The organism is Phenylobacterium sp. Root1290 (genome assembly GCF_001425305.1).
Classification (GTDB): domain Bacteria; phylum Pseudomonadota; class Alphaproteobacteria; order Caulobacterales; family Caulobacteraceae; genus Phenylobacterium.
Genome location: NZ_LMEE01000001.1, coordinates 291,563 through 308,680, shown reverse-complemented (window position 1 = coordinate 308,680; position 17,118 = coordinate 291,563). Strand labels below are relative to the sequence as shown.

Annotated in this window: 19 protein-coding genes and 1 tRNA gene; 3 read left to right on the top strand and 17 right to left on the bottom strand. The window is 65.0% G+C overall.

The window, feature by feature from the left end; translation table 11 throughout:
• Nucleotides 1–3: 3 nt before the first annotated feature.
• The 14 genes from nuoL to ASC79_RS01445 form a co-directional block, all read right to left on the bottom strand.
• Nucleotides 4–2,082 (bottom strand): NADH-quinone oxidoreductase subunit L, encoded by a 2,079-nt coding sequence (gene nuoL, locus ASC79_RS01510; RefSeq protein ID WP_056018656.1) that lies wholly within the window; start codon nucleotides 2,080–2,082, stop codon nucleotides 4–6.
• Nucleotides 2,083–2,093: 11 nt separating this feature from the next.
• Nucleotides 2,094–2,399 carry an NADH-quinone oxidoreductase subunit NuoK gene (gene nuoK / locus ASC79_RS01505; RefSeq protein WP_056018653.1) on the bottom strand — a complete coding sequence of 102 codons (306 nt, stop codon included), beginning with the start codon at nucleotides 2,397–2,399 and terminating at the stop codon, nucleotides 2,094–2,096.
• Entirely contained in the window at nucleotides 2,396–3,004 is a 609-nt protein-coding gene (locus tag ASC79_RS01500) for an NADH-quinone oxidoreductase subunit J (protein ID WP_056018649.1), read from the bottom strand. Before ASC79_RS01500 ends, nuoK begins: the two co-directional genes overlap by 4 nt.
• 93 nt (nucleotides 3,005–3,097) lie before the next feature.
• Nucleotides 3,098–3,589: an NADH-quinone oxidoreductase subunit NuoI gene (nuoI, locus tag ASC79_RS01495; RefSeq protein ID WP_056018646.1), complete on the bottom strand. Its 492-nt coding sequence runs from the start codon at nucleotides 3,587–3,589 to the stop codon at nucleotides 3,098–3,100.
• Nucleotides 3,590–3,596: 7 nt separating this feature from the next.
• Entirely contained in the window at nucleotides 3,597–3,791 is a 195-nt protein-coding gene (locus tag ASC79_RS01490) for a hypothetical protein (protein WP_056018643.1), read from the bottom strand.
• Between the two features lie 8 nt (nucleotides 3,792–3,799).
• Complete coding sequence (gene nuoH / locus ASC79_RS01485; RefSeq protein WP_056018641.1) at nucleotides 3,800–4,885, bottom strand: NADH-quinone oxidoreductase subunit NuoH; 1,086 nt, start codon at nucleotides 4,883–4,885, stop codon at nucleotides 3,800–3,802.
• 4 nt (nucleotides 4,886–4,889) lie between these two features.
• Nucleotides 4,890–6,932, bottom strand: coding sequence for an NADH-quinone oxidoreductase subunit NuoG (gene nuoG, locus ASC79_RS01480; RefSeq protein ID WP_056018637.1), 2,043 nt, complete (start codon nucleotides 6,930–6,932; stop codon nucleotides 4,890–4,892).
• Nucleotides 6,933–6,938: 6 nt separating this feature from the next.
• On the bottom strand, nucleotides 6,939–8,255 hold the full coding sequence (gene nuoF / locus ASC79_RS01475; protein WP_056018634.1) for an NADH-quinone oxidoreductase subunit NuoF: 1,317 nt from the start codon (nucleotides 8,253–8,255) through the stop codon (nucleotides 6,939–6,941).
• Nucleotides 8,256–8,310: 55 nt separating this feature from the next.
• Nucleotides 8,311–8,994, bottom strand: a complete 684-nt coding sequence (gene nuoE / locus ASC79_RS01470; protein WP_056018631.1) for an NADH-quinone oxidoreductase subunit NuoE — start codon at nucleotides 8,992–8,994, stop codon at nucleotides 8,311–8,313.
• Between the two features lie 7 nt (nucleotides 8,995–9,001).
• Nucleotides 9,002–9,352, bottom strand: coding sequence for a nuclear transport factor 2 family protein (locus tag ASC79_RS01465; RefSeq protein WP_235528707.1), 351 nt, complete (start codon nucleotides 9,350–9,352; stop codon nucleotides 9,002–9,004).
• Nucleotides 9,349–10,563, bottom strand: a complete 1,215-nt coding sequence (locus tag ASC79_RS01460; RefSeq protein WP_056018628.1) for an NADH-quinone oxidoreductase subunit D — start codon at nucleotides 10,561–10,563, stop codon at nucleotides 9,349–9,351. Before ASC79_RS01460 ends, ASC79_RS01465 begins: the two co-directional genes overlap by 4 nt.
• Nucleotides 10,563–11,174, bottom strand: a complete 612-nt coding sequence (locus ASC79_RS01455; RefSeq protein ID WP_056018625.1) for an NADH-quinone oxidoreductase subunit C — start codon at nucleotides 11,172–11,174, stop codon at nucleotides 10,563–10,565. Before ASC79_RS01455 ends, ASC79_RS01460 begins: the two co-directional genes overlap by 1 nt.
• The gene (locus tag ASC79_RS01450) at nucleotides 11,171–11,752 is read right to left on the bottom strand and encodes an NADH-quinone oxidoreductase subunit B family protein (RefSeq protein ID WP_156378300.1); all 582 of its coding nucleotides are present in this window, start codon (nucleotides 11,750–11,752) and stop codon (nucleotides 11,171–11,173) included. Before ASC79_RS01450 ends, ASC79_RS01455 begins: the two co-directional genes overlap by 4 nt.
• A complete protein-coding gene (locus tag ASC79_RS01445; protein WP_056018620.1) occupies nucleotides 11,722–12,099 on the bottom strand; it encodes an NADH-quinone oxidoreductase subunit A in 378 nt (125 codons plus the stop codon). Before ASC79_RS01445 ends, ASC79_RS01450 begins: the two co-directional genes overlap by 31 nt.
• 322 nt (nucleotides 12,100–12,421) lie before the next feature.
• Here ASC79_RS01445 and ASC79_RS01440 point away from each other — a divergent pair.
• From ASC79_RS01440 to ASC79_RS01430, 3 genes are all read left to right on the top strand, one after another.
• Nucleotides 12,422–12,498 (top strand) — tRNA-Asp (locus tag ASC79_RS01440).
• Between the two features lie 186 nt (nucleotides 12,499–12,684).
• Nucleotides 12,685–13,356, top strand: coding sequence for a PEPxxWA-CTERM sorting domain-containing protein (locus ASC79_RS21315; RefSeq protein ID WP_056826571.1), 672 nt, complete (start codon nucleotides 12,685–12,687; stop codon nucleotides 13,354–13,356).
• A 100-nt stretch (nucleotides 13,357–13,456) separates the two neighbouring features.
• Nucleotides 13,457–14,074 (top strand): Pr6Pr family membrane protein, encoded by a 618-nt coding sequence (locus tag ASC79_RS01430; protein ID WP_056018614.1) that lies wholly within the window; start codon nucleotides 13,457–13,459, stop codon nucleotides 14,072–14,074.
• On the opposite strand, the gene ASC79_RS01425 is transcribed toward ASC79_RS01430, so the two are convergent.
• From ASC79_RS01425 to ASC79_RS01415, 3 genes are all read right to left on the bottom strand, one after another.
• Nucleotides 14,071–14,640 carry an NADPH-dependent FMN reductase gene (locus ASC79_RS01425; protein ID WP_056018612.1) on the bottom strand — a complete coding sequence of 190 codons (570 nt, stop codon included), beginning with the start codon at nucleotides 14,638–14,640 and terminating at the stop codon, nucleotides 14,071–14,073. The two genes, ASC79_RS01430 and ASC79_RS01425, sit on opposite strands and share 4 nt — an antisense overlap.
• A gap of 86 nt (nucleotides 14,641–14,726) precedes the next feature.
• On the bottom strand, nucleotides 14,727–15,137 hold the full coding sequence (locus ASC79_RS01420; protein ID WP_056018609.1) for a GFA family protein: 411 nt from the start codon (nucleotides 15,135–15,137) through the stop codon (nucleotides 14,727–14,729).
• Nucleotides 15,138–15,148: 11 nt separating this feature from the next.
• Nucleotides 15,149–17,068: an NAD(P)/FAD-dependent oxidoreductase gene (locus tag ASC79_RS01415; RefSeq protein WP_056018606.1), complete on the bottom strand. Its 1,920-nt coding sequence runs from the start codon at nucleotides 17,066–17,068 to the stop codon at nucleotides 15,149–15,151.
• Between the last annotated feature and the right edge of the window lie 50 nt (nucleotides 17,069–17,118).

The following is a 17,118-nucleotide window of genomic DNA, read 5'->3' as shown; positions in this document are numbered from 1 at the left end:
CCCTTACGCCCAGGCCCAGAGCGCGTAGGACAGCAGTCCCGCCACGCCGAGCAGCATCACGAATGCATAGTGATAGACATAGCCGGTCTGCAGACGTCCGGCCCGACGGCCGATCGCATAGGACAGAGCCGAGACACCGTTCGGCCCAAGGCCGTCGATGATCTTCTGGTCCCCGCCCTTCCAGAACAGGTCGCCCAGGAACTTGGTCGCCCGCACGAAGGTCGCCTCATAGATCTCGTCGAAGAACCACTTGTTGTAGAGGAAGGTCCACAGCGGGCCCTTCCGCGCGGCCAGCGCCGCGCCCATGCCCTCGCGCATGATGTAGACGTAGTAGGCGCTCGCAAAGCCGACGGCCGAAACCGCGAGCGGGGCCCACTTCACCCAGGTCGGGACGTGATGGGCGTGCTCCAGCACGTGGTTGTCCACGGCGTTGAAGATCGCGCCGCGCCAGAACTCGTGCCAGCCCTCGCCCACGAAGTGGTCGACGAACACATAGCCGGCGGCGATGGCGCCGAAGGCCAGCAGCAGCAGCGGCACGAGCATGATGACAGGGCTCTCGTGCGGCTTGTGATCGTGGCCATGGCCATGATCGTGGTCGGCCAGCGGCTCGTCATGGGTTTCGATCTGCGCCGATGACGCATGATCGTCATGGGCGTGGCCATGCGCATGCGCATGGTCGTCGTGGTGACCCCACTTGGCGGTGCCGTGGAAGGTCATGAACGCCAGGCGCCACGAGTAGAAGGCGGTCAGGCCGGCGGCGAAGATGCTGACCACGAAGGCGAAGTAGGCCACGCCGCCGTACAGCTGTCCGGCCGCGAAGGCGCTCTCGATGATGGTGTCCTTCGAGTAGAAGCCCGCGAAGCCCAGGTGCAGGTTCGGCAGACCGAAGCCCGTGATCGCCAGGGTGCCGATGGTCATCACCGCATAGGTGACCGGCAGGTACTTCCACAGCGCGCCCATCTTCCGCATGTCCTGCTCGTGGTGCATGCCGTGGATGACCGAGCCGGCGCCCAGGAACAGCAGCGCCTTGAAGAAGGCGTGCGTGAACAGGTGGAACATGGCCGCCTGGTAGGCGCCCACGCCGGCGGCGAAGAACATGTAGCCAAGCTGCGAACAGGTCGAATAGGCGATGACGCGCTTGATGTCGTTCTGGGCCAGACCGACGGTCGCGGCGAACAGCGCCGTGACTGCGCCGATGACCGTCACGATCTGCTTGGCGTACGGCGCGTACTCGAACATCGGCGACAGCAGGCAGACCATGTAGACGCCGGCGGTGACCATGGTCGCGGCGTGGATCAGCGCCGACACCGGGGTCGGGCCTTCCATCGCGTCCGGCAGCCAGGTGTGCAGGAAGAACTGCGCCGACTTGCCCATCGCGCCGACGAACAGCAGCGCGCAGGCAAGGTCGACCGCGTGCCAGTAGGAACCGGCGAACCACCAGCCCTCGTTGGCCATGGTCGGGATCTTTGGGAACAGCTCGGCGAACTGGATCGTGCCGAACATCCAGTAGACGGTCATGATGCCCAGCGCGAAGCCGAAGTCGCCGACCCGGTTGACCACGAAAGCCTTGATCGACGCGGCGTTGGCGGTGGGCTTCTTGAACCAGAAGCCGATCAGCAGGTAGCTCGCCAGGCCCACGCCTTCCCAGCCGAAGAACAGCTGCATGAAGTCGGCGGCGGTCACCAGCGCCAGCATGGCGAAGGTGAACAGCGACAGGTACGCGAAGAAGCGCGGCTTGCTGTCGTCCTCGGCCATGTAGCCCCACGAGTAGACGTGGACGAGCGAGGAGACGCTGGTCACGACCACCAGCATCACGGCCGACAGGCCGTCCAGGCGGATCGACCAGTTCGACTGGAAGTCGCCGATGTTGATGAACGGCAGCAGCTTGATGGTGAACGGCTCGAGGCCGCCCCAGGTCCACTGGCTGAAGATCGTCCACGACAGGACGGCCGAGAGCAGCAGCAGGCCGGTGGTGATGGATTGAGACGCGACGTTGCCGATGCGGCGGCCGAACAGGCCCGCCACGATCGCGCCGATCAGGGGCGCGAAGACGACAGTGGTGATCAGAGACTGCGGTGTCATGTTCAGGTCCGTCAGCCCTTCATCATCGAGACGTCGTCGACGGAGATGTCGCCGCGATTGCGGAAGAAGGTGACCAGGATGGCGAGACCCACAGCGGCCTCGGCGGCCGCCACGGTCAGTACGAACATGGCGTAGATCTGCCCCACGACGTCGTGGAGATAGACCGAGAACGCCACCAGGTTGATGTTCACCGCGAGCAGGATCAGCTCGATCGACATCAGGATGACGATGATGTTCTTGCGGTTCACGAAGATCCCGAACACCCCGATGGTGAACAGGATCGCGGCCACCGCGAGATAGTGGGTGAGCCCGATCATTGGTCGATCCCCTGCCCCGGCTTGATCTGAACGACGCGCATGCCGGTCTTCGGCGTGCGGGCGACCTGGTCGACGATGACCTGGCGGCGCACGCCCGGCTTATGGCGCAGGGTCAGGACGATGGCGCCGATCATGGCCACCAACAGCACCAGCCCCGCGGCTTGGAAGAAGTAGACGTAGTCGGTGTAGAGCACCCGGCCGATCGCTTCGATGTTCGAGACGTCGCCGTAGACCTGGGGGGTGTCGGCCTTGGGCGTGCCGCCCGTGGCGACCGCCGTCGCGACCACGATCATCTCGATCGCCAGGATGCCGGCGACCAGGCCGCCCAGCGGCATGTAGCGAGCGAAGCCCTGCCGCAAGGCGGCGAAGTCGACGTCGAGCATCATGACGACGAAGAGGAAGAGCACCGCGACCGCCCCGACGTAGACCACGACGAGGAGCATCGCGAGGAACTCCGCGCCCATGGTCACGAAGAGGCCCGCGGCCGAGAAGAAGCTGAGGATCAGGAACAGCACCGAGTGCACGGGATTTCGGGAGGAAACCACCCCGAACCCTGCGCCTACGGTCACCGCCGCCAGCAGGTAGAATGCGATCGCCAAGGCCATGACGGCTTTTCTCAGCCCCTTAGTTACTTTGTCCGCCCCACCGGGAAGTCCGGCGCTGGCGAAGGTGGTCGTCTCAAGGATGCGCGCCGGTGACTACCGGTAGGGCGCGTCCAGTTCCAGGTTCTTCGCGATCTGCCGTTCCCAGCGATCGCCGTTCGCGAGCAAGCGCGCCTTGTCGTAGTAGAGCTCTTCACGCGTCTCGACGGCGAACTCGATGTTCGGCCCCTCGACGATGGCGTCCACCGGGCAGGCCTCCTGGCACAGGCCGCAGTAGATGCACTTGACCATGTCGATGTCGTAACGGGTCGTCCGGCGGCTGCCGTCGTCACGCGGTTCGGCTTCGATGGTGATGGCCTGAGCGGGGCAAATCGCTTCGCACAGCTTGCAGGCGATGCAGCGCTCTTCCCCGTTGGGATAGCGACGCAGGACGTGCTCGCCGCGGAAGCGCGGCGACTGCGGGCCACGCTCGTGCGGGTACTGCACGGTCGCCTTCGGCTTGACCATGTACTTCATCGCCAGGCCGAAGGCCCCGATGAAGTCCATCAGGGCCGCGCCCCTGACTGCTTGTGAAATTCGCTGCATCATTTCGCGGTTACTTTCTCTTGCAGGCGTAGTCGGTCATGCGCTTGCCCGAGCCCTCGGCGCTGCGGACCAGCTCGCCGCCCTTGGCGGAGCAGGCCGCGCTGGCGGACTTCAGGGCGTCATAGCTGGCCACGCCCCCGGTGACGTCAGGGCCGCCTGCCGCGCTGGCGCAGGAAGAAAGGGAGATCAGGAGGATGCTGGCCATGACCGTCCTCATGCGCCCCCCGGACCGAAAACGCGCCAGGCGGCGACAAGGACCACCGCGACCAGCGAGGTCGGCAGAAAGACCTTCCAGCCCAGGCGCATCAGCTGGTCGTAGCGGTAGCGCGGCACGATCGCCTTCACCATCCCGATCAGGAAGAAGAAGAAGCAGATCTTCATGACGAACCACATCAGGCCGTAGAAGCTCTGCACCGTGGGCGGCCAGCTCGCCACCCAGGGCAGGTCGATCGGAGCCTGCCAGCCGCCGAAGAACATGACCGAGATCAGGGCGCACATCAGCACGATGTTCACCAGCTCGCCGATCATGAAGAGCAGGAACGGGCTGGACGAGTACTCGACCTGATAGCCGGCCACGAGTTCGGATTCCGCCTCAGGCAGGTCGAAGGGCGGACGGTTGGTCTCGGCCAGGGCCGAGATGAAGAAGATCACCGCCATCGGGACCATGATCAGGGCCAGCGGCAAGTTCGCGAGGCCAGGACCGCCGAAGACGTTCCAGTTCCAGAAGCCGCCGCTCTGCAGCTCGACGATCTTCTGCAGGTTCATCGTGCCGGAAAGCAGGATGACGGTGACGATCACGAAGCCGATCGACACTTCGTACGAGACCATCTGCGCGGCCGACCGCAGGGAGCCCAGGAACGGGTACTTCGAGTTCGAAGCCCAACCGCCCATGATGATGCCGTAGACGCCCAGCGAGCTGATCGCGAACAGGTAAAGCACCCCGACATTGATGTCGGAGACAACCCAGCCCGGCGCGAAGGGGATCACCGCCCAGCCGACCATGGCCAGGACGAAGGTCAGCACGGGGGCTAGCAGGAAGACGAACTTGTCCGCCCCGTCAGGGATGACGATTTCCTTCAGCACGAACTTGATCAGGTCCGCGAAGGACTGCAGCAAGCCGAAGGGGCCGACGACGTTAGGGCCCTTGCGCATCTGCACGCCGGCCCAGATTTTCCGGTCGGCGAGCATGAAGAAGGCCAGCGCGACCAGCAGCGGCAGTACGACCGCCAGGATCTGCGCGACCGTGATCAGGGTCCAGCCGCCGGGCGTGGTCCAGAAGTTGTTGGCGACAGCGTCCATGCCCCTACTCCGCCGCGATCTTGGCGGCGCCGGAAGCCACGGCGGCGCACTCGGCCATCGTCACGCTGGCGCGGGCGATGGGATTGGTCAGGTGGAAGGCCTTCACGGCGCTCTCGAACGGAGCGTCGGAAAGCTCGCCCTTCGCGCCCAGCGAACCGAAGTCCGGGGCCGCGCCGGCCGAACCAGGCGCATAGTCCACCTGGCCGAAGGTCGGATGGTCGGCGAAGAGCTTGGCCCGCAGTTGGGCCAGAGTGTCGTAGGGCAGCGTCACGCCGAGGCGATCCGAGAGCGCGCGGAACACCGACCAGTCCTCGCGGGCCTCGCCCTTGGGGAACACGGCGCGATAGCCGAGTTGCACGCGGCCTTCGGTATTCACGTAGATGCCGTCCTTCTCGGTATAGGCTGCGCCCGGCAGCACCACGTCCGCCGAATGCGCGCCGGCGTCGCCGTGCGTGCCGAGATAGACCTTGAAGGCGTCGCTGCCCTTGGCGTCGATCTCGTCGGCGCCCAGCAGGAACAGCACGTCCAGCGCTCCGGCCTGCACCATTTCCTTGGCGCTCTTGCCGCCCTCGCCCGGCACGAAGCCGAGGTCCAGGCCGCCGACGCGCGAGGCTGCGGTGTGCAGGACGTTCCAGGTCAGGCCAAAGCTCTTGGCGGCGGCGGCGGCGGCGGCGAGCACCGCCTGGCCGTCATCGCGCGCGAGCGCGCCCGCGCCGACGATGATCGCCGGCTTCTTGGCGCCCTTGAGCGCCTGGACGAAGTCGTTCTTGGCGCGGCTGAGGCCCGACAGGGTCGAAGCGCCGGCGCCGAGGTAGTCGTACTTGTAGGTCAGGTCGGCCTGCTCGCCGATCACGCCGACGCGCAGCGCGCCCGCCAACCAGCGCTTGCGCAGGCGGGCGTTGAACACCGGGGCTTCGAGACGCGGATTGGTCCCGACCAGCAGGATCACGTCGGCCTCTTCGATGCCGGCGATGGTCGAGTTCATCAACCAGCTTTCGCGCGGGCCGGCGCCCAGCGCCATGCCGTCCTGGCGGCAATCGATGTTCGCCGAGCCCAGCGCCGTGAACAGGTCCTTGGCGGCCGCCATGGATTCAACGTCCTGGACGTCGCCGGCGATCACGCCGATGCGGTCGGCGCTCGCGCCCTTCACCTTGGCGGTGATCAGTTCGAAGGCCTGGACCCAGGTCGCGGGCTGGAGCCGCCCGTCCTTGCGGATGAAAGGTTGGTCCAGGCGTTGGCGCGACAGGCCATCGACGGCGTAGCGCGTCTTATCGCTGATCCACTCTTCGTTGATCTCTTCGTTCAGCCGCGGCAGCACGCGCAGAACCGCCGGACCACGGCTGTCGACGCGGATCGCCGAACCCAGGGCGTCCATCACGTCGACGCTCTCGGTCTTCTTCAGTTCCCAGGGCCGCGCGTTGAAGGCGTACGGCTTGGAGGTCAGCGCGCCGACCGGGCAGAGGTCGATGACGTTGGCGGACAGTTCCGACCCGACCGACTTGTCGAGATAGGTCGTGATTTCAACGTCTTCGCCGCGAGAGATCAGACCGATATCCGGCACGCCGGCCACTTCGGTGATGAAGCGGACGCAGCGCGTGCACTGGATGCAGCGGGTCATCACCGTCTTGATGAGCGGACCCATGTATTTTTCTTCGACGGCCCGCTTGTTCTCGGCGTAGCGGCTGTCGTCCCGGCCATAGCCCATGGCCTGGTCCTGCAGGTCGCACTCGCCGCCCTGGTCGCAGATCGGGCAGTCCAGGGGGTGGTTGATGAGCAGGAACTCCATCACCCCTTCGCGAGCCTTCTTCACCATCGGCGTGTTGGTGAAGATTTCCTGGTTCTCGGCGGCCGGCAGCGCGCACGAAGCCTGCGGCTTCGGCGGACCGGGCTTCACCTCGACCAGGCACATGCGGCAGTTGCCGGCGATGCTCAGACGCTCGTGGTAGCAGAAGCGCGGGATCTCTTCCCCAGCCAGTTCCGCGACCTGCAGAACCGTCATGCCGGGTTCGAACTCGACCTCGACGCCGTTGACTTTAGCCTTGGGCATTAGGGTTTACTCCGCCGCTTGCAGGGAGGCGCCCTGCACATGCGGCCTTCCGGCCCGGTATTGGGTGATGCGGTCCTCCACCTCATGGCGGAAGTGACGGAACAGGCCCTGGATCGGCCAGGCGGCCGCATCGCCGAGGCCGCAGATCGTGTGGCCCTCGACCTGGCTGGCGACGTCCAGCAGCATGTCGATCTCGCGCATTTCGGCTTCGCCGGTGACCATGCGTTCCATGACCCGCCACATCCAGCCGGTGCCTTCGCGGCACGGCGTGCACTGGCCGCAGCTCTCGTGCTTGTAGAAGTACGACAGGCGCGCGATCGCCTTCACGATGTCGGTGGACTGGTCCATCACGATCACCGCAGCGGTGCCGAGGCCCGACTTCAGCGCAGAAAGGCTGTCGAAGTCCATCAGCGCGGTTTCGGCCTCATGGGCCGGGATCATCCGCACGGACGAACCGCCCGGGATCACCGCCTTGAGGTTGCCCCAGCCGCCGCGGATGCCGCCGCAGTGCTCTTCGAGCAGCTGCTTCAGCGGAATCGACATCGCCTCTTCGACCACGCACGGCTTGTTCACATGGCCCGAGATGGCCATCAGCTTGGTGCCGGTATTGTTGGGACGGCCGAAGCTCGAGAACCACTCGGCGCCGCGGCGCAGGATGGTGCCGACGACCGAGATCGACTCGACGTTGTTGATGGTGGTCGGGCAGCCATAGATGCCGGCGCCGGCCGGGAACGGCGGCTTCAGGCGCGGCTGGCCCTTCTTGCCTTCCAGGCTTTCCATCAGCGCGGTCTCGTCGCCGCAGATATAGGCGCCGCCCCCGTGGGTGACGTGCAGGTCGAAGTCCCAGCCGTGGACGTTGCCCTTGCCAATCAGCTTGGCCGCATAGGCCTGCTTGATCGCCGCTTCCAAGCGCTCGCGCTCGTGCACGTATTCGCCGCGGATGTAGATGTAGCAAGTGTGCGCACGGATCGCGTAGCTGGCGATCAGACAGCCTTCGATCAGCAGGTGCGGATCATTGCGCATGATCTCGCGGTCCTTGCAGGTGCCCGGCTCGGACTCGTCGGCGTTCACCACGAGATAGTGGGGCCGCTCGCTCTCCTGCTTGGGCATGAAGGTCCACTTGAGGCCGGTGCCGAAGCCCGCCCCGCCGCGTCCGCGCAGACCCGAAGCCTTGATCTGGTCGCAGAGCCATTCCGGCGTCTGCTTCAGCATCTCACGGGTGCCGTTCCAGGCGCCGCGCTGCTTCGCCCCTTCCAGACCCCAATCGTGGAGCCCGTAGAGGTTCGTGAAGATGCGGTCCTTGTCTTGGAGTATGCCGACCACGGCCCCTAAACTCCCTTATCCGCGCGGGCGACCCGCGCGATCAAAATCATTCCGCTCACTGGGCCGGCTCCTTGGCGCCCTTCGAAGGCTTGGGCGCGTTGGGAAGCGACTTGATCGGCTTGGCGCGGGTGCCGTCGTAAAGCGAGGCGTCGCTCAGCGTCAGCGCGCCGCCCTCGGGGGCCGAACCGCTGCGGCCGATCACCGAACCCGGCGCACGCGGCTTGCCGGCCGCGAACTCATCCAGCACCTGGTCGAGCGTCTCGACCGTGAGGTCTTCATAGTAATAGTCGTTGATGGCGGCCATCGGCGCGTTCGAGCACGCGCCCAGGCACTCGACTTCCTGCCAGTAGAACTTGCCGTCGGCCGACAGGTGATCCTTCGGCCCGAGCCGCTTCTTGCAGTGAGCCATCAGTTCGTTGGCGCCGCGCAGCGCGCAGGGCGTCGTGCCGCAGACCTGGACCAGCGCGTGGCTGCCGACCGGCTCAAGCATGAACATGGTGTAGAAGGTCGCGACCTCCAGCACCCTGATCTGGGCCATGCCGAGGAGTTCAGCGATCAGCCGGATGGCGGGCTCGGAAACCCAGCCTTCCTGCTTCTGCACGAGCCACAGAATCGGAATGACCGCCGATTGCTGGCGGCCGGCCGGGAACTTGGAGATCCACCAATCCGCCTGCTTCTTGGTCTCCGCGGAGAACTCGAAGCTGGCGGGCTGGTTCGGAGAGAGGCGGCGAACGCTCAAGCGATCCTCACTTCACGAAGTCGACGCGGACGATCTTGGCGTCCGAGACGGTGTAGATGGCGGCGACCTCGAACGGGTCGGCGTCCTGCGAACGCTTCACCCGCTCATGATCGATGACACGATTGCCGACCACGATGCGGTTCAGCAGTTCGGCATGATTTTGGGGGAAGTCGGCGAAAACCTGCTGATACTTCGCGCGGTAAGCGGCGATTCCGGAGATCGTCACCGCCCCGTTCAGGTCAGCGACGATCACGTCGTCGGCGAAGCAGGCGACATGTCCATCCAGGTCGTGGGCGTTGTAGGCCTCGAGCTGGGCCTCGGCCACGTCGAACGGGCTGATACAGGCGGGCGCGCTCACCGGTCGATCTCCCCGAACACGATGTCCAGCGAGCCGAGGATGGCGGAGACGTCGGCCAGCATGTGGCCGCGGTTCAGCCAGTCCATAGCCATCAGGTGCGGATAGCCAGGAGCGCGGATCTTGCAGCGATACGGCTTGTTGGTGCCGTCGGAGACGACGAACACGCCGAACTCGCCCTTGGGCGCTTCCACGCAGGCGTAGACCTCGCCCGGAGGCGTGCGGAAGCCCTCGGTATAGAGCTTGAAGTGGTGGATCAGCGCTTCCATCGAGCGCTTCATCTCGCCACGCCGCGGCGGCGCGTACTTGTTGTCCTCAGTGAGGACGGGGCCGGGCGTTTTCTTAAGTCGTTCAGCGCACTGGATGATGATCTTCGCGCTCTGTCGCATCTCTTCCATACGGCAGAGATAGCGGTCGTAGCAGTCGCCGTTGACGCCCAGCGGGATGTCGAACTCGAAGTCGTCGTAGCACTCGTACGGCTGGCTGCGGCGCAGGTCCCAGGCGATGCCGGACCCCCGCACCATCACGCCCGAGAAGCCCCAGTTGATCGCTTCTTCCCTCGACACCACGCCGATGTCGACGTTGCGCTGCTTGAAGATGCGGTTGCCAGTGATCAGCTTGTCGATGTCGCTGAGCGGGCGCTCGAACGCGACCGCCCAATCGCCGATGTCCTGCACGAGCGCGTCGGGCAGGTCCTGGTGGACGCCGCCCGGCCGGAAATAGTTGGCGTGCAGGCGAGCGCCGCAAGCGCGCTCATAGAACACCATCAGCTTCTCGCGCTCTTCGAAGCCCCACAGCGGCGGGGTCAGAGCGCCGACGTCCATCGCCTGGGTCGTGACGTTGAGCAGGTGGTTCAGGATCCGGCCGATTTCCGAGAACATCACGCGGATGATCGAGCCGCGGATCGGCACGTCGACGCCCAGCAGCTTCTCGATAGCCAGGCAGAACGCATGTTCCTGGTTCATCGGCGCCACGTAGTCGAGGCGGTCGAAGTACGGGATGTTCTGGAGGTAGGTCCGGTATTCCATCAGCTTTTCGGTGCCGCGATGCAGCAGGCCGACGTGCGGATCGACCCGCTCGACGACTTCACCGTCCAGCTCCAGGACCAGGCGCAGAACGCCGTGGGCCGCGGGGTGCTGCGGGCCGAAGTTGATGTTGAATTTGCGGACCGGGGTTTCCGGGATCGCGACCGGGTTCGAAGCGTCGTCGGCCATTACTTCGCCTCCGCCTTTTCATCGCCCGGCAGCACGTACTCGGCGCCTTCCCAGGGCGATAGGAAGTCCCAGTTGCGATATTCGACCGACTTCACCGGCTCGTAGACGACCCGCTTCAGCTCATCGTCGTAGCGAAGCTCGACGTAGCCGGTCATCGGGAAGTCCTTGCGCAGCGGATGGCCGTGGAAGCCGTAGTCCGTGAGGATGCGGCGCAGGTCCGGGTGACCTTCAAAGAAGATCCCGTACATGTCGAACGCCTCGCGCTCGAACCAGTCGGCGCACGGATAGACGCCGGTCACGGTCGGAACCGGGGTGTCCTCGTCCGTCTGCACCTTGATCCGGATGCGACGGTTCTTGGTCATCGACAGCAGATGATAGACCACGTCGAAACGCTGGGCGCGCTCCGGATAGTCGACGCCGCAGAGGTCGATCAGCTGGTGGAAGCCGAACTGGTCGCGCAGCTGGGTCAGCGCCTCGACGATACGGTTCGCCGGCGCGGTGAGGGTCAGCTCGCCATAGGCCAGATGGAAGCCGGCGATGGCGCCGGTCCCTGAGGTGACGACCTCGTTGCCCAGCGCCTGCAGGGCGTCTTCGGTGACGGGCCAGCTCATCGCTCGATGGTCCCCGTCCGGCGGATCTTCTTCTGCAGCTGCAGGACGCCGTAGACCAGCGCCTCAGCCGTAGGCGGGCAGCCGGGCACATAGATGTCGACCGGAACGATCCGATCGCAGCCGCGCACCACCGAATAGGAGAAGTAATAGTAGCCGCCGCCGTTGGCGCACGAGCCCATCGAGATGACGTAGCGCGGCTCCGGCATCTGGTCGTAGACCTTGCGCAGAGCCGGGGCCATCTTGTTGCAGAGCGTGCCTGCGACGATCATCACGTCCGACTGACGCGGTGAGGCCCGCGGCGCGAAGCCGTAGCGCTCCAGGTCGTAGCGCGGCATCGACGCCTGCATCATTTCCACGGCGCAGCACGCCAGGCCGAACGTCATCCACATGAGCGAGCCGGTGCGCGCCCAGGTGATGAGGTCGTCGGCGGCCGCCGTGATGAAGCCCTTGTCGGCCAGTTCGCTCGACACGCCGTCGAAGAACGGGTCGTGGAGCTTGGGGTCGTAGCCTTCGACCGTCGAACGGCCAGCCGAACCCGCGGGAACGATCACTCCCATTCCAGGGCGCCTTTCTTCCACTCGTAGATGAAGCCGACGGTCAGCACGCCCAGGAAGGTCATCATCGACCAGAAGGCGAACTGTCCGAGCTCCTGCGGCAGCTTCATGAGCGACACCGCCCATGGGAACAGGAACGCCACTTCCAGGTCGAAGATGATGAAGAGGATCGAGACCAGGTAGAACCGGACGTCGAATTTCATTCGCGCATCGTCGAAGGCGTTGAAGCCGCACTCGTAGGTGGACAGCTTCTCGGGATCCGGAGCCTGCGGAGACAGCGTGGCCGAAGCCACGATGAAAGCGAGGCCCAGGGCGGTCGCGATCCCAAGGAAGATCACGATGGGCAGATACTGCAAAAGAAAGGCGTTCATGGAATCCTCGAAGGAGTCGCGCGCCCTTCTAGACCAGCATCGCTCAGGGTTCAAACGGCGTGGTGCGACCGGTGGTATCGCAAACGCGCGCAACCTGCATCGTCTGTTAAATCCGCGCCGCGCGCCTGTGATCCAGGCTCACAGTTCTTCGGTTGCGGAGAAATTACGATTGATAATCACTCGCAGGACTTAAGTCCCTCCCCGCCCCGTTCGGACGAAAAATGCAGGTCGAGGCGGCTTATCCACAGCTGCGCGAGATTGGTCGTTGACACGATTCATGTGGGGTCATATCAGACGCCCCTCGCGGCGACGTCGCCGTCACGCGGATGTAGCTCAGTTGGTTAGAGCGCCGGCCTGTCACGCCGGAGGTCGCGGGTTCGAGTCCCGTCATTCGCGCCACTTCTTCCTGAAATCTCAAAAACTTAATCGCTAGTGCGACTACGCGCTCGCGACCCGCTTTCGTCTCCGGCGGATGCTTGAGGCGTGCAGGCCACGCGCCCGCAAATATGACCGAAATGTGGAACGGCTCAGCTTGACTTGAGGTGGTGGTTAACGTCCGCTTTCTCCACCTTAGGGAGTATTGCCATGCTTAAAGTCCATGTGCCGGTCCTCGCCGCGGCGGCGTTTCTTTGGTCCGGGTCCGCTGAGGCGGCCCGTTTTTACGATGTCACCCTCACGGGAGAACTGGTCAGCGAACTGGGCTACGGCCCGTCGGACCTCAACACCGGCGTCGATCCGAATCTCGCCACCGGAAACACCGTCACCCTGACCGCACGCTTCAACGCTGACCGAGCCTTCGCCCAGGGCGGCGGCTTCCTGGCCGGGCTCTATGGCCTGCCGACCGGCGGCGACGAATTCTGGCGGCTCGACGTGGGCGGGCTGACGTGGAACTCCGGCCACGAGATGTACGATGGCTTTCCGATCTACGTGGACGACGAGAACTTCTACGCCGATCCCTCCATCACCTTCGCCGGCGGCAAGGTGACCGGCGTGTCCGGCGTGATGGTGCCGACCTGGACCGATACGGTTCCGGTGTTCCGACTGTCCGACTTCCGCATCGAGCCGGGCGAAGGCCTCTATGGCAACACCTACGGCACGCAGGGCTTCAAGGGGACCTGGGACTACGCGAACTCGTCAGCGACTCTGACCGGGGTTCCCGAACCCACCACGTGGGCGATCATGATCATAGGCTTTGGCATGACCGGCGCGGCGATCCGATCCGCACGACGCGCCGCGCGGGCCGCCGTCAGGGTTTAGCGCCAAGGCGAGGCGGTCACCGAGACGGCCTCGCGCCCTCCACAGGCTTGACCATTCCCCACGACACGCGGTCACCTGCGCTGTCGATGGGAGAAGACAGATGAGAACCTACCGCAGTCTGGCTGCGCTGGTGGTCTGGTTCGGGCTGCTGCTTCAGTATTATCTCATCGTCCAGGGCCAGACAGGCCCGGCCTTCGCGACACGCACGGTCAACTTCTTCAGCTACTTCACGATCCTCAGCAATCTGCTGGCGGGGGCGGCGCTCTCGGCGCCCACGGTCGCGCCCGCCAGTCCGCTGGGCCGCTTCTTCAGCGCGCCAACCGTACGCACGGCGGTCGTTCTCTATACGAGCGTCACGGCCGCCACCTACATCGTCATCCTGCAGGGCCTCTGGAAGCCCGAGGGACTGCAATGGGTCGCCGACGTGACCCTGCACTACGTGACGCCCACCCTGTTCCTGCTGGATTGGCTGATCTTCACCCCGAAGGGGACGCTGCGCGCGAGCTCGGCGGCTCCCTGGCTCCTGTTCCCCCTGGCGTTCGGCCTCTACAGCCTGGCGCGCGGGCCGCTGACGGGCTTCTACCCCTACCCGTTCCTCAACGTGACGGACCTCGGCCTGGGCAAGGTCGTGGTGAACATGGCGGTGATGAGCGCCTTCTTCCTGGCGGTCGGGCTGGGCTTCGTTCTGCTCGACCGCCTGCTGCGCCGCCGCGCCTAGTTTCCCCGCATCGTCTTCAGCGCACCCGCCCAGCGGGCCAACTCGTCGAGCATGGTCTTGGCCGACGCCAGATGAAGGTCGTTCGGCGTGAAGCGCTTTTCGTCGTCGATATGCTGGGGAAACATCGGGATCATGACCTGCTCGGGCAGGGGCATGATCTTGAAGCTGGTCATCATCAGCTTCTCGGCCTGCGTGGCCCGGAGCCCGCCCGACGCGCCGCCATAGCTCACAAAGCCGGCGACCTTGTTCTGCCACTCCAGCACCAGGTAGTTCATCGCGTTCACCAGCGAGGGCGGCGGCCCGAAATTGTACTCGGGCGTCACGAACACGAAGGCGTCGGCGCTCTCCACGCTCGCGCTCCAGGCCTTGGTGTGGTCGTGCTCATATTTCCGCATGCGCGGGTGGTGAGGCTCGTCGAAGACCGGAAGGTTATAGTCCGCCAGGTCCTCAAGGCTCACGTCAAAGCCGCCATGAGCCTTGGCGTACTCCTCGAACCAACGGCCGATGGAGATGCCCACGCGCCCCGGACGGGTCGAGCAGACGATGACATTGAGCTTCAGGGGCATTCGAGGAATCTCCGGAGCAACGATCTACCGGCAGCATACTCGTGCGACGTGACCAAAGTCCCCGGGTACGATCCCACAGCTGCCAGCTAACCAGGCGGGCCGCGCTCGAACGCCGGCAGCCCAGGCGTCATCTGGTGCCAGGAGGGCGCCTCTACGGTCCAAATGTGCATGCCCGGCGACAGAATGGACGGATCATCCAGACCGCCCAGCTTCACCGCCAGGAACGGAATGGACACCGGGTCGGAATAGAGCGGCGTGCCGCAATCGGGGCAGAAGGCACGCAGCACGTCCTGGCCGCTGCCGCCCGGACTGGCGAACGTCTTCGCCTCACCACTCGTAAGTTCGAAGCCGTCGCGCATCACCAGCGCGACATAGTTGGGTCCGCCGCCAGAACTGTACTGGCATTGCCGGCAGTGACAGACGCCGACGCCCATCGGCGGCTGGCTGATCCGGTAGCGGACCTTGCCGCAGGCGCAGCCTCCCTGAAGTTCGCTCATCGCCGCCTCCCCTAGCTGACCAACTCGGCGTTCTTGGTCAGCACGAAATCGTTCGGGTCAGGCGCGAGAGTCGCGCGCCAGTAGTCGATCAAGGCGAACGGCCAGTTCTGGCTGACGCGCCCGCTCTCGCTCTTGTACCAGCTGCTCACCTGTGGGGCGCCCCAGGCCATCAGGCTGTTGCCCGCATCGACCCGATCGTTGAAGGCGTCGTGCACGTCGCGCCGCGGCTCCATGGCCACCGCGCCGGTCTCCGCCAGAAGCTTTAGGCAGCCGACGATGTAGCGCACGCTGCACTCGGAGAAGAAGATGATCGAGCCGTTGACGACGATGTTCGTGTTCGGACCATAGATCATAAACAGGTTGGGGAAGCCGGGCGTGGTCATGCCCAGATAGGCGCGCGCGTCGCCGCCCCAGGTCTCATGCAGGTCCGCGCCCCCACGGCCCTTGATCTTCATCGGCCAAAGGAACTTCGAGGCGTAGAACCCGGTGCCATAGATGATGACGTCGAAGTCGCGCGACGTCCCGTCCGCGGTGACGATGCCCGTCTCGGTGATCTCGGTGATGCCGTCGCTTACCAGTTCGACGTTCGGCCGCTGCAGCGCGGCCATCCAGACGCCGTTGTCCAGCAGCGAACGCTTGCCGCCGACCGGATAGGTCGGAATGACCTTCTCAACCAAGTCAGGCCGGTCAGGCGCCTGGGCGGCGATCGCCATGGCGATCATGTCGCGGAAGCCCTGGTTCAGTTCGCTCACCGCCGTCGGCGGACCGTTCCAGCCCGGATCGGCCGTGACCATCGGCAAGAGGCCGTCGGTCACCATCCAGAACATCCAGAAGCGGTACCATTTGTCGTAGAACGGCACGTGCTCCATCAGCCAGTTCATCCCCTCGGGGACGTCCTCGTGATAGTGCGGCACGGGAAAGCCCCACGGCGGCGTGCGCTGAAAGACAGTCAGGCTGCCGACCTTGTCGGCGATCTCGGGCACGAATTGATAGGCGCTGGCTCCCGTCCCGATCACCGCCACGCGCTTGCCGGTCAGATCTACGTCCTGACGCCATTCGGCCGAGTGGAACGCCGGGCCGGCAAAGCGTTCGCGCCCCGTGATCTCCGGATAACGCGGGCGATTGAGCTGCCCGACCGCGGTCACAACGGCGTTCGCCTCGACATGCTCGACGCCGGCTGGCGTGTTCAGGCGCACCTTCCACACTCCGCGCCGGTCATCCCAGACCATCTCCTCGACGGTGGTCGAGAACCGGATGTGCTTCTTCAGGTCGTGCTTGGCCGCGACACCGCGGAAGTAGTCCAGCAGCACCGGCTGGGTCGAAAAGTGCTGCGGCCAGGAGTGGTTCGGCTCGAAGCTGTAGGAGTACATGTGGTTGGAAGAGTCGACGCGACAGCCCGGATAGGTGTTTTCCAGCCAGGTCCCGCCGACATCGGCGTTCTTGTCGACGACCTGGAACGGCACCCCGGCCTGATCGAGCCGCAGGGCGGTCAGCAGACCGGACATCCCAGCGCCGACGACCAGCACATGCAGCCGCCGGGCCACGGTCTTCACTTCAGGCGACCAGACCGGATCCTTCGAGGAGTGACCGTCCAGCGCCAGTTCGTCAGTCAGGAACTCGCCATAGCCGTCGGGAATGTCGGCGCCCGCGACGAAGCTCATCATCCGACGCACCATCTCCGGCGACGGCGTCGCCGCCATGGGTTTTTTGCCGGTCAGGAAGTCGGTGATCGCTGTCTTGGCGAGCTGGCGCATCTTCGCCTGCTCTCCCTCGGGCACCCCCGTCTCGCCACGTGACAGCGGCGTGTAGGCTGGACGCCACTCATCCCGCAGCCAGCCTGGATCACCGGTCAAGTGAACGAGCGCGGCCGAAAGCGCCGGCAAATGCGCCGTTTCCAACGCCTGGTCGAGAGGCCCGAGGTCCACCGCCATGACACGTCTCCGCCCTGGATTATCGTTGTTATGCGAGAAGACTACGCCTC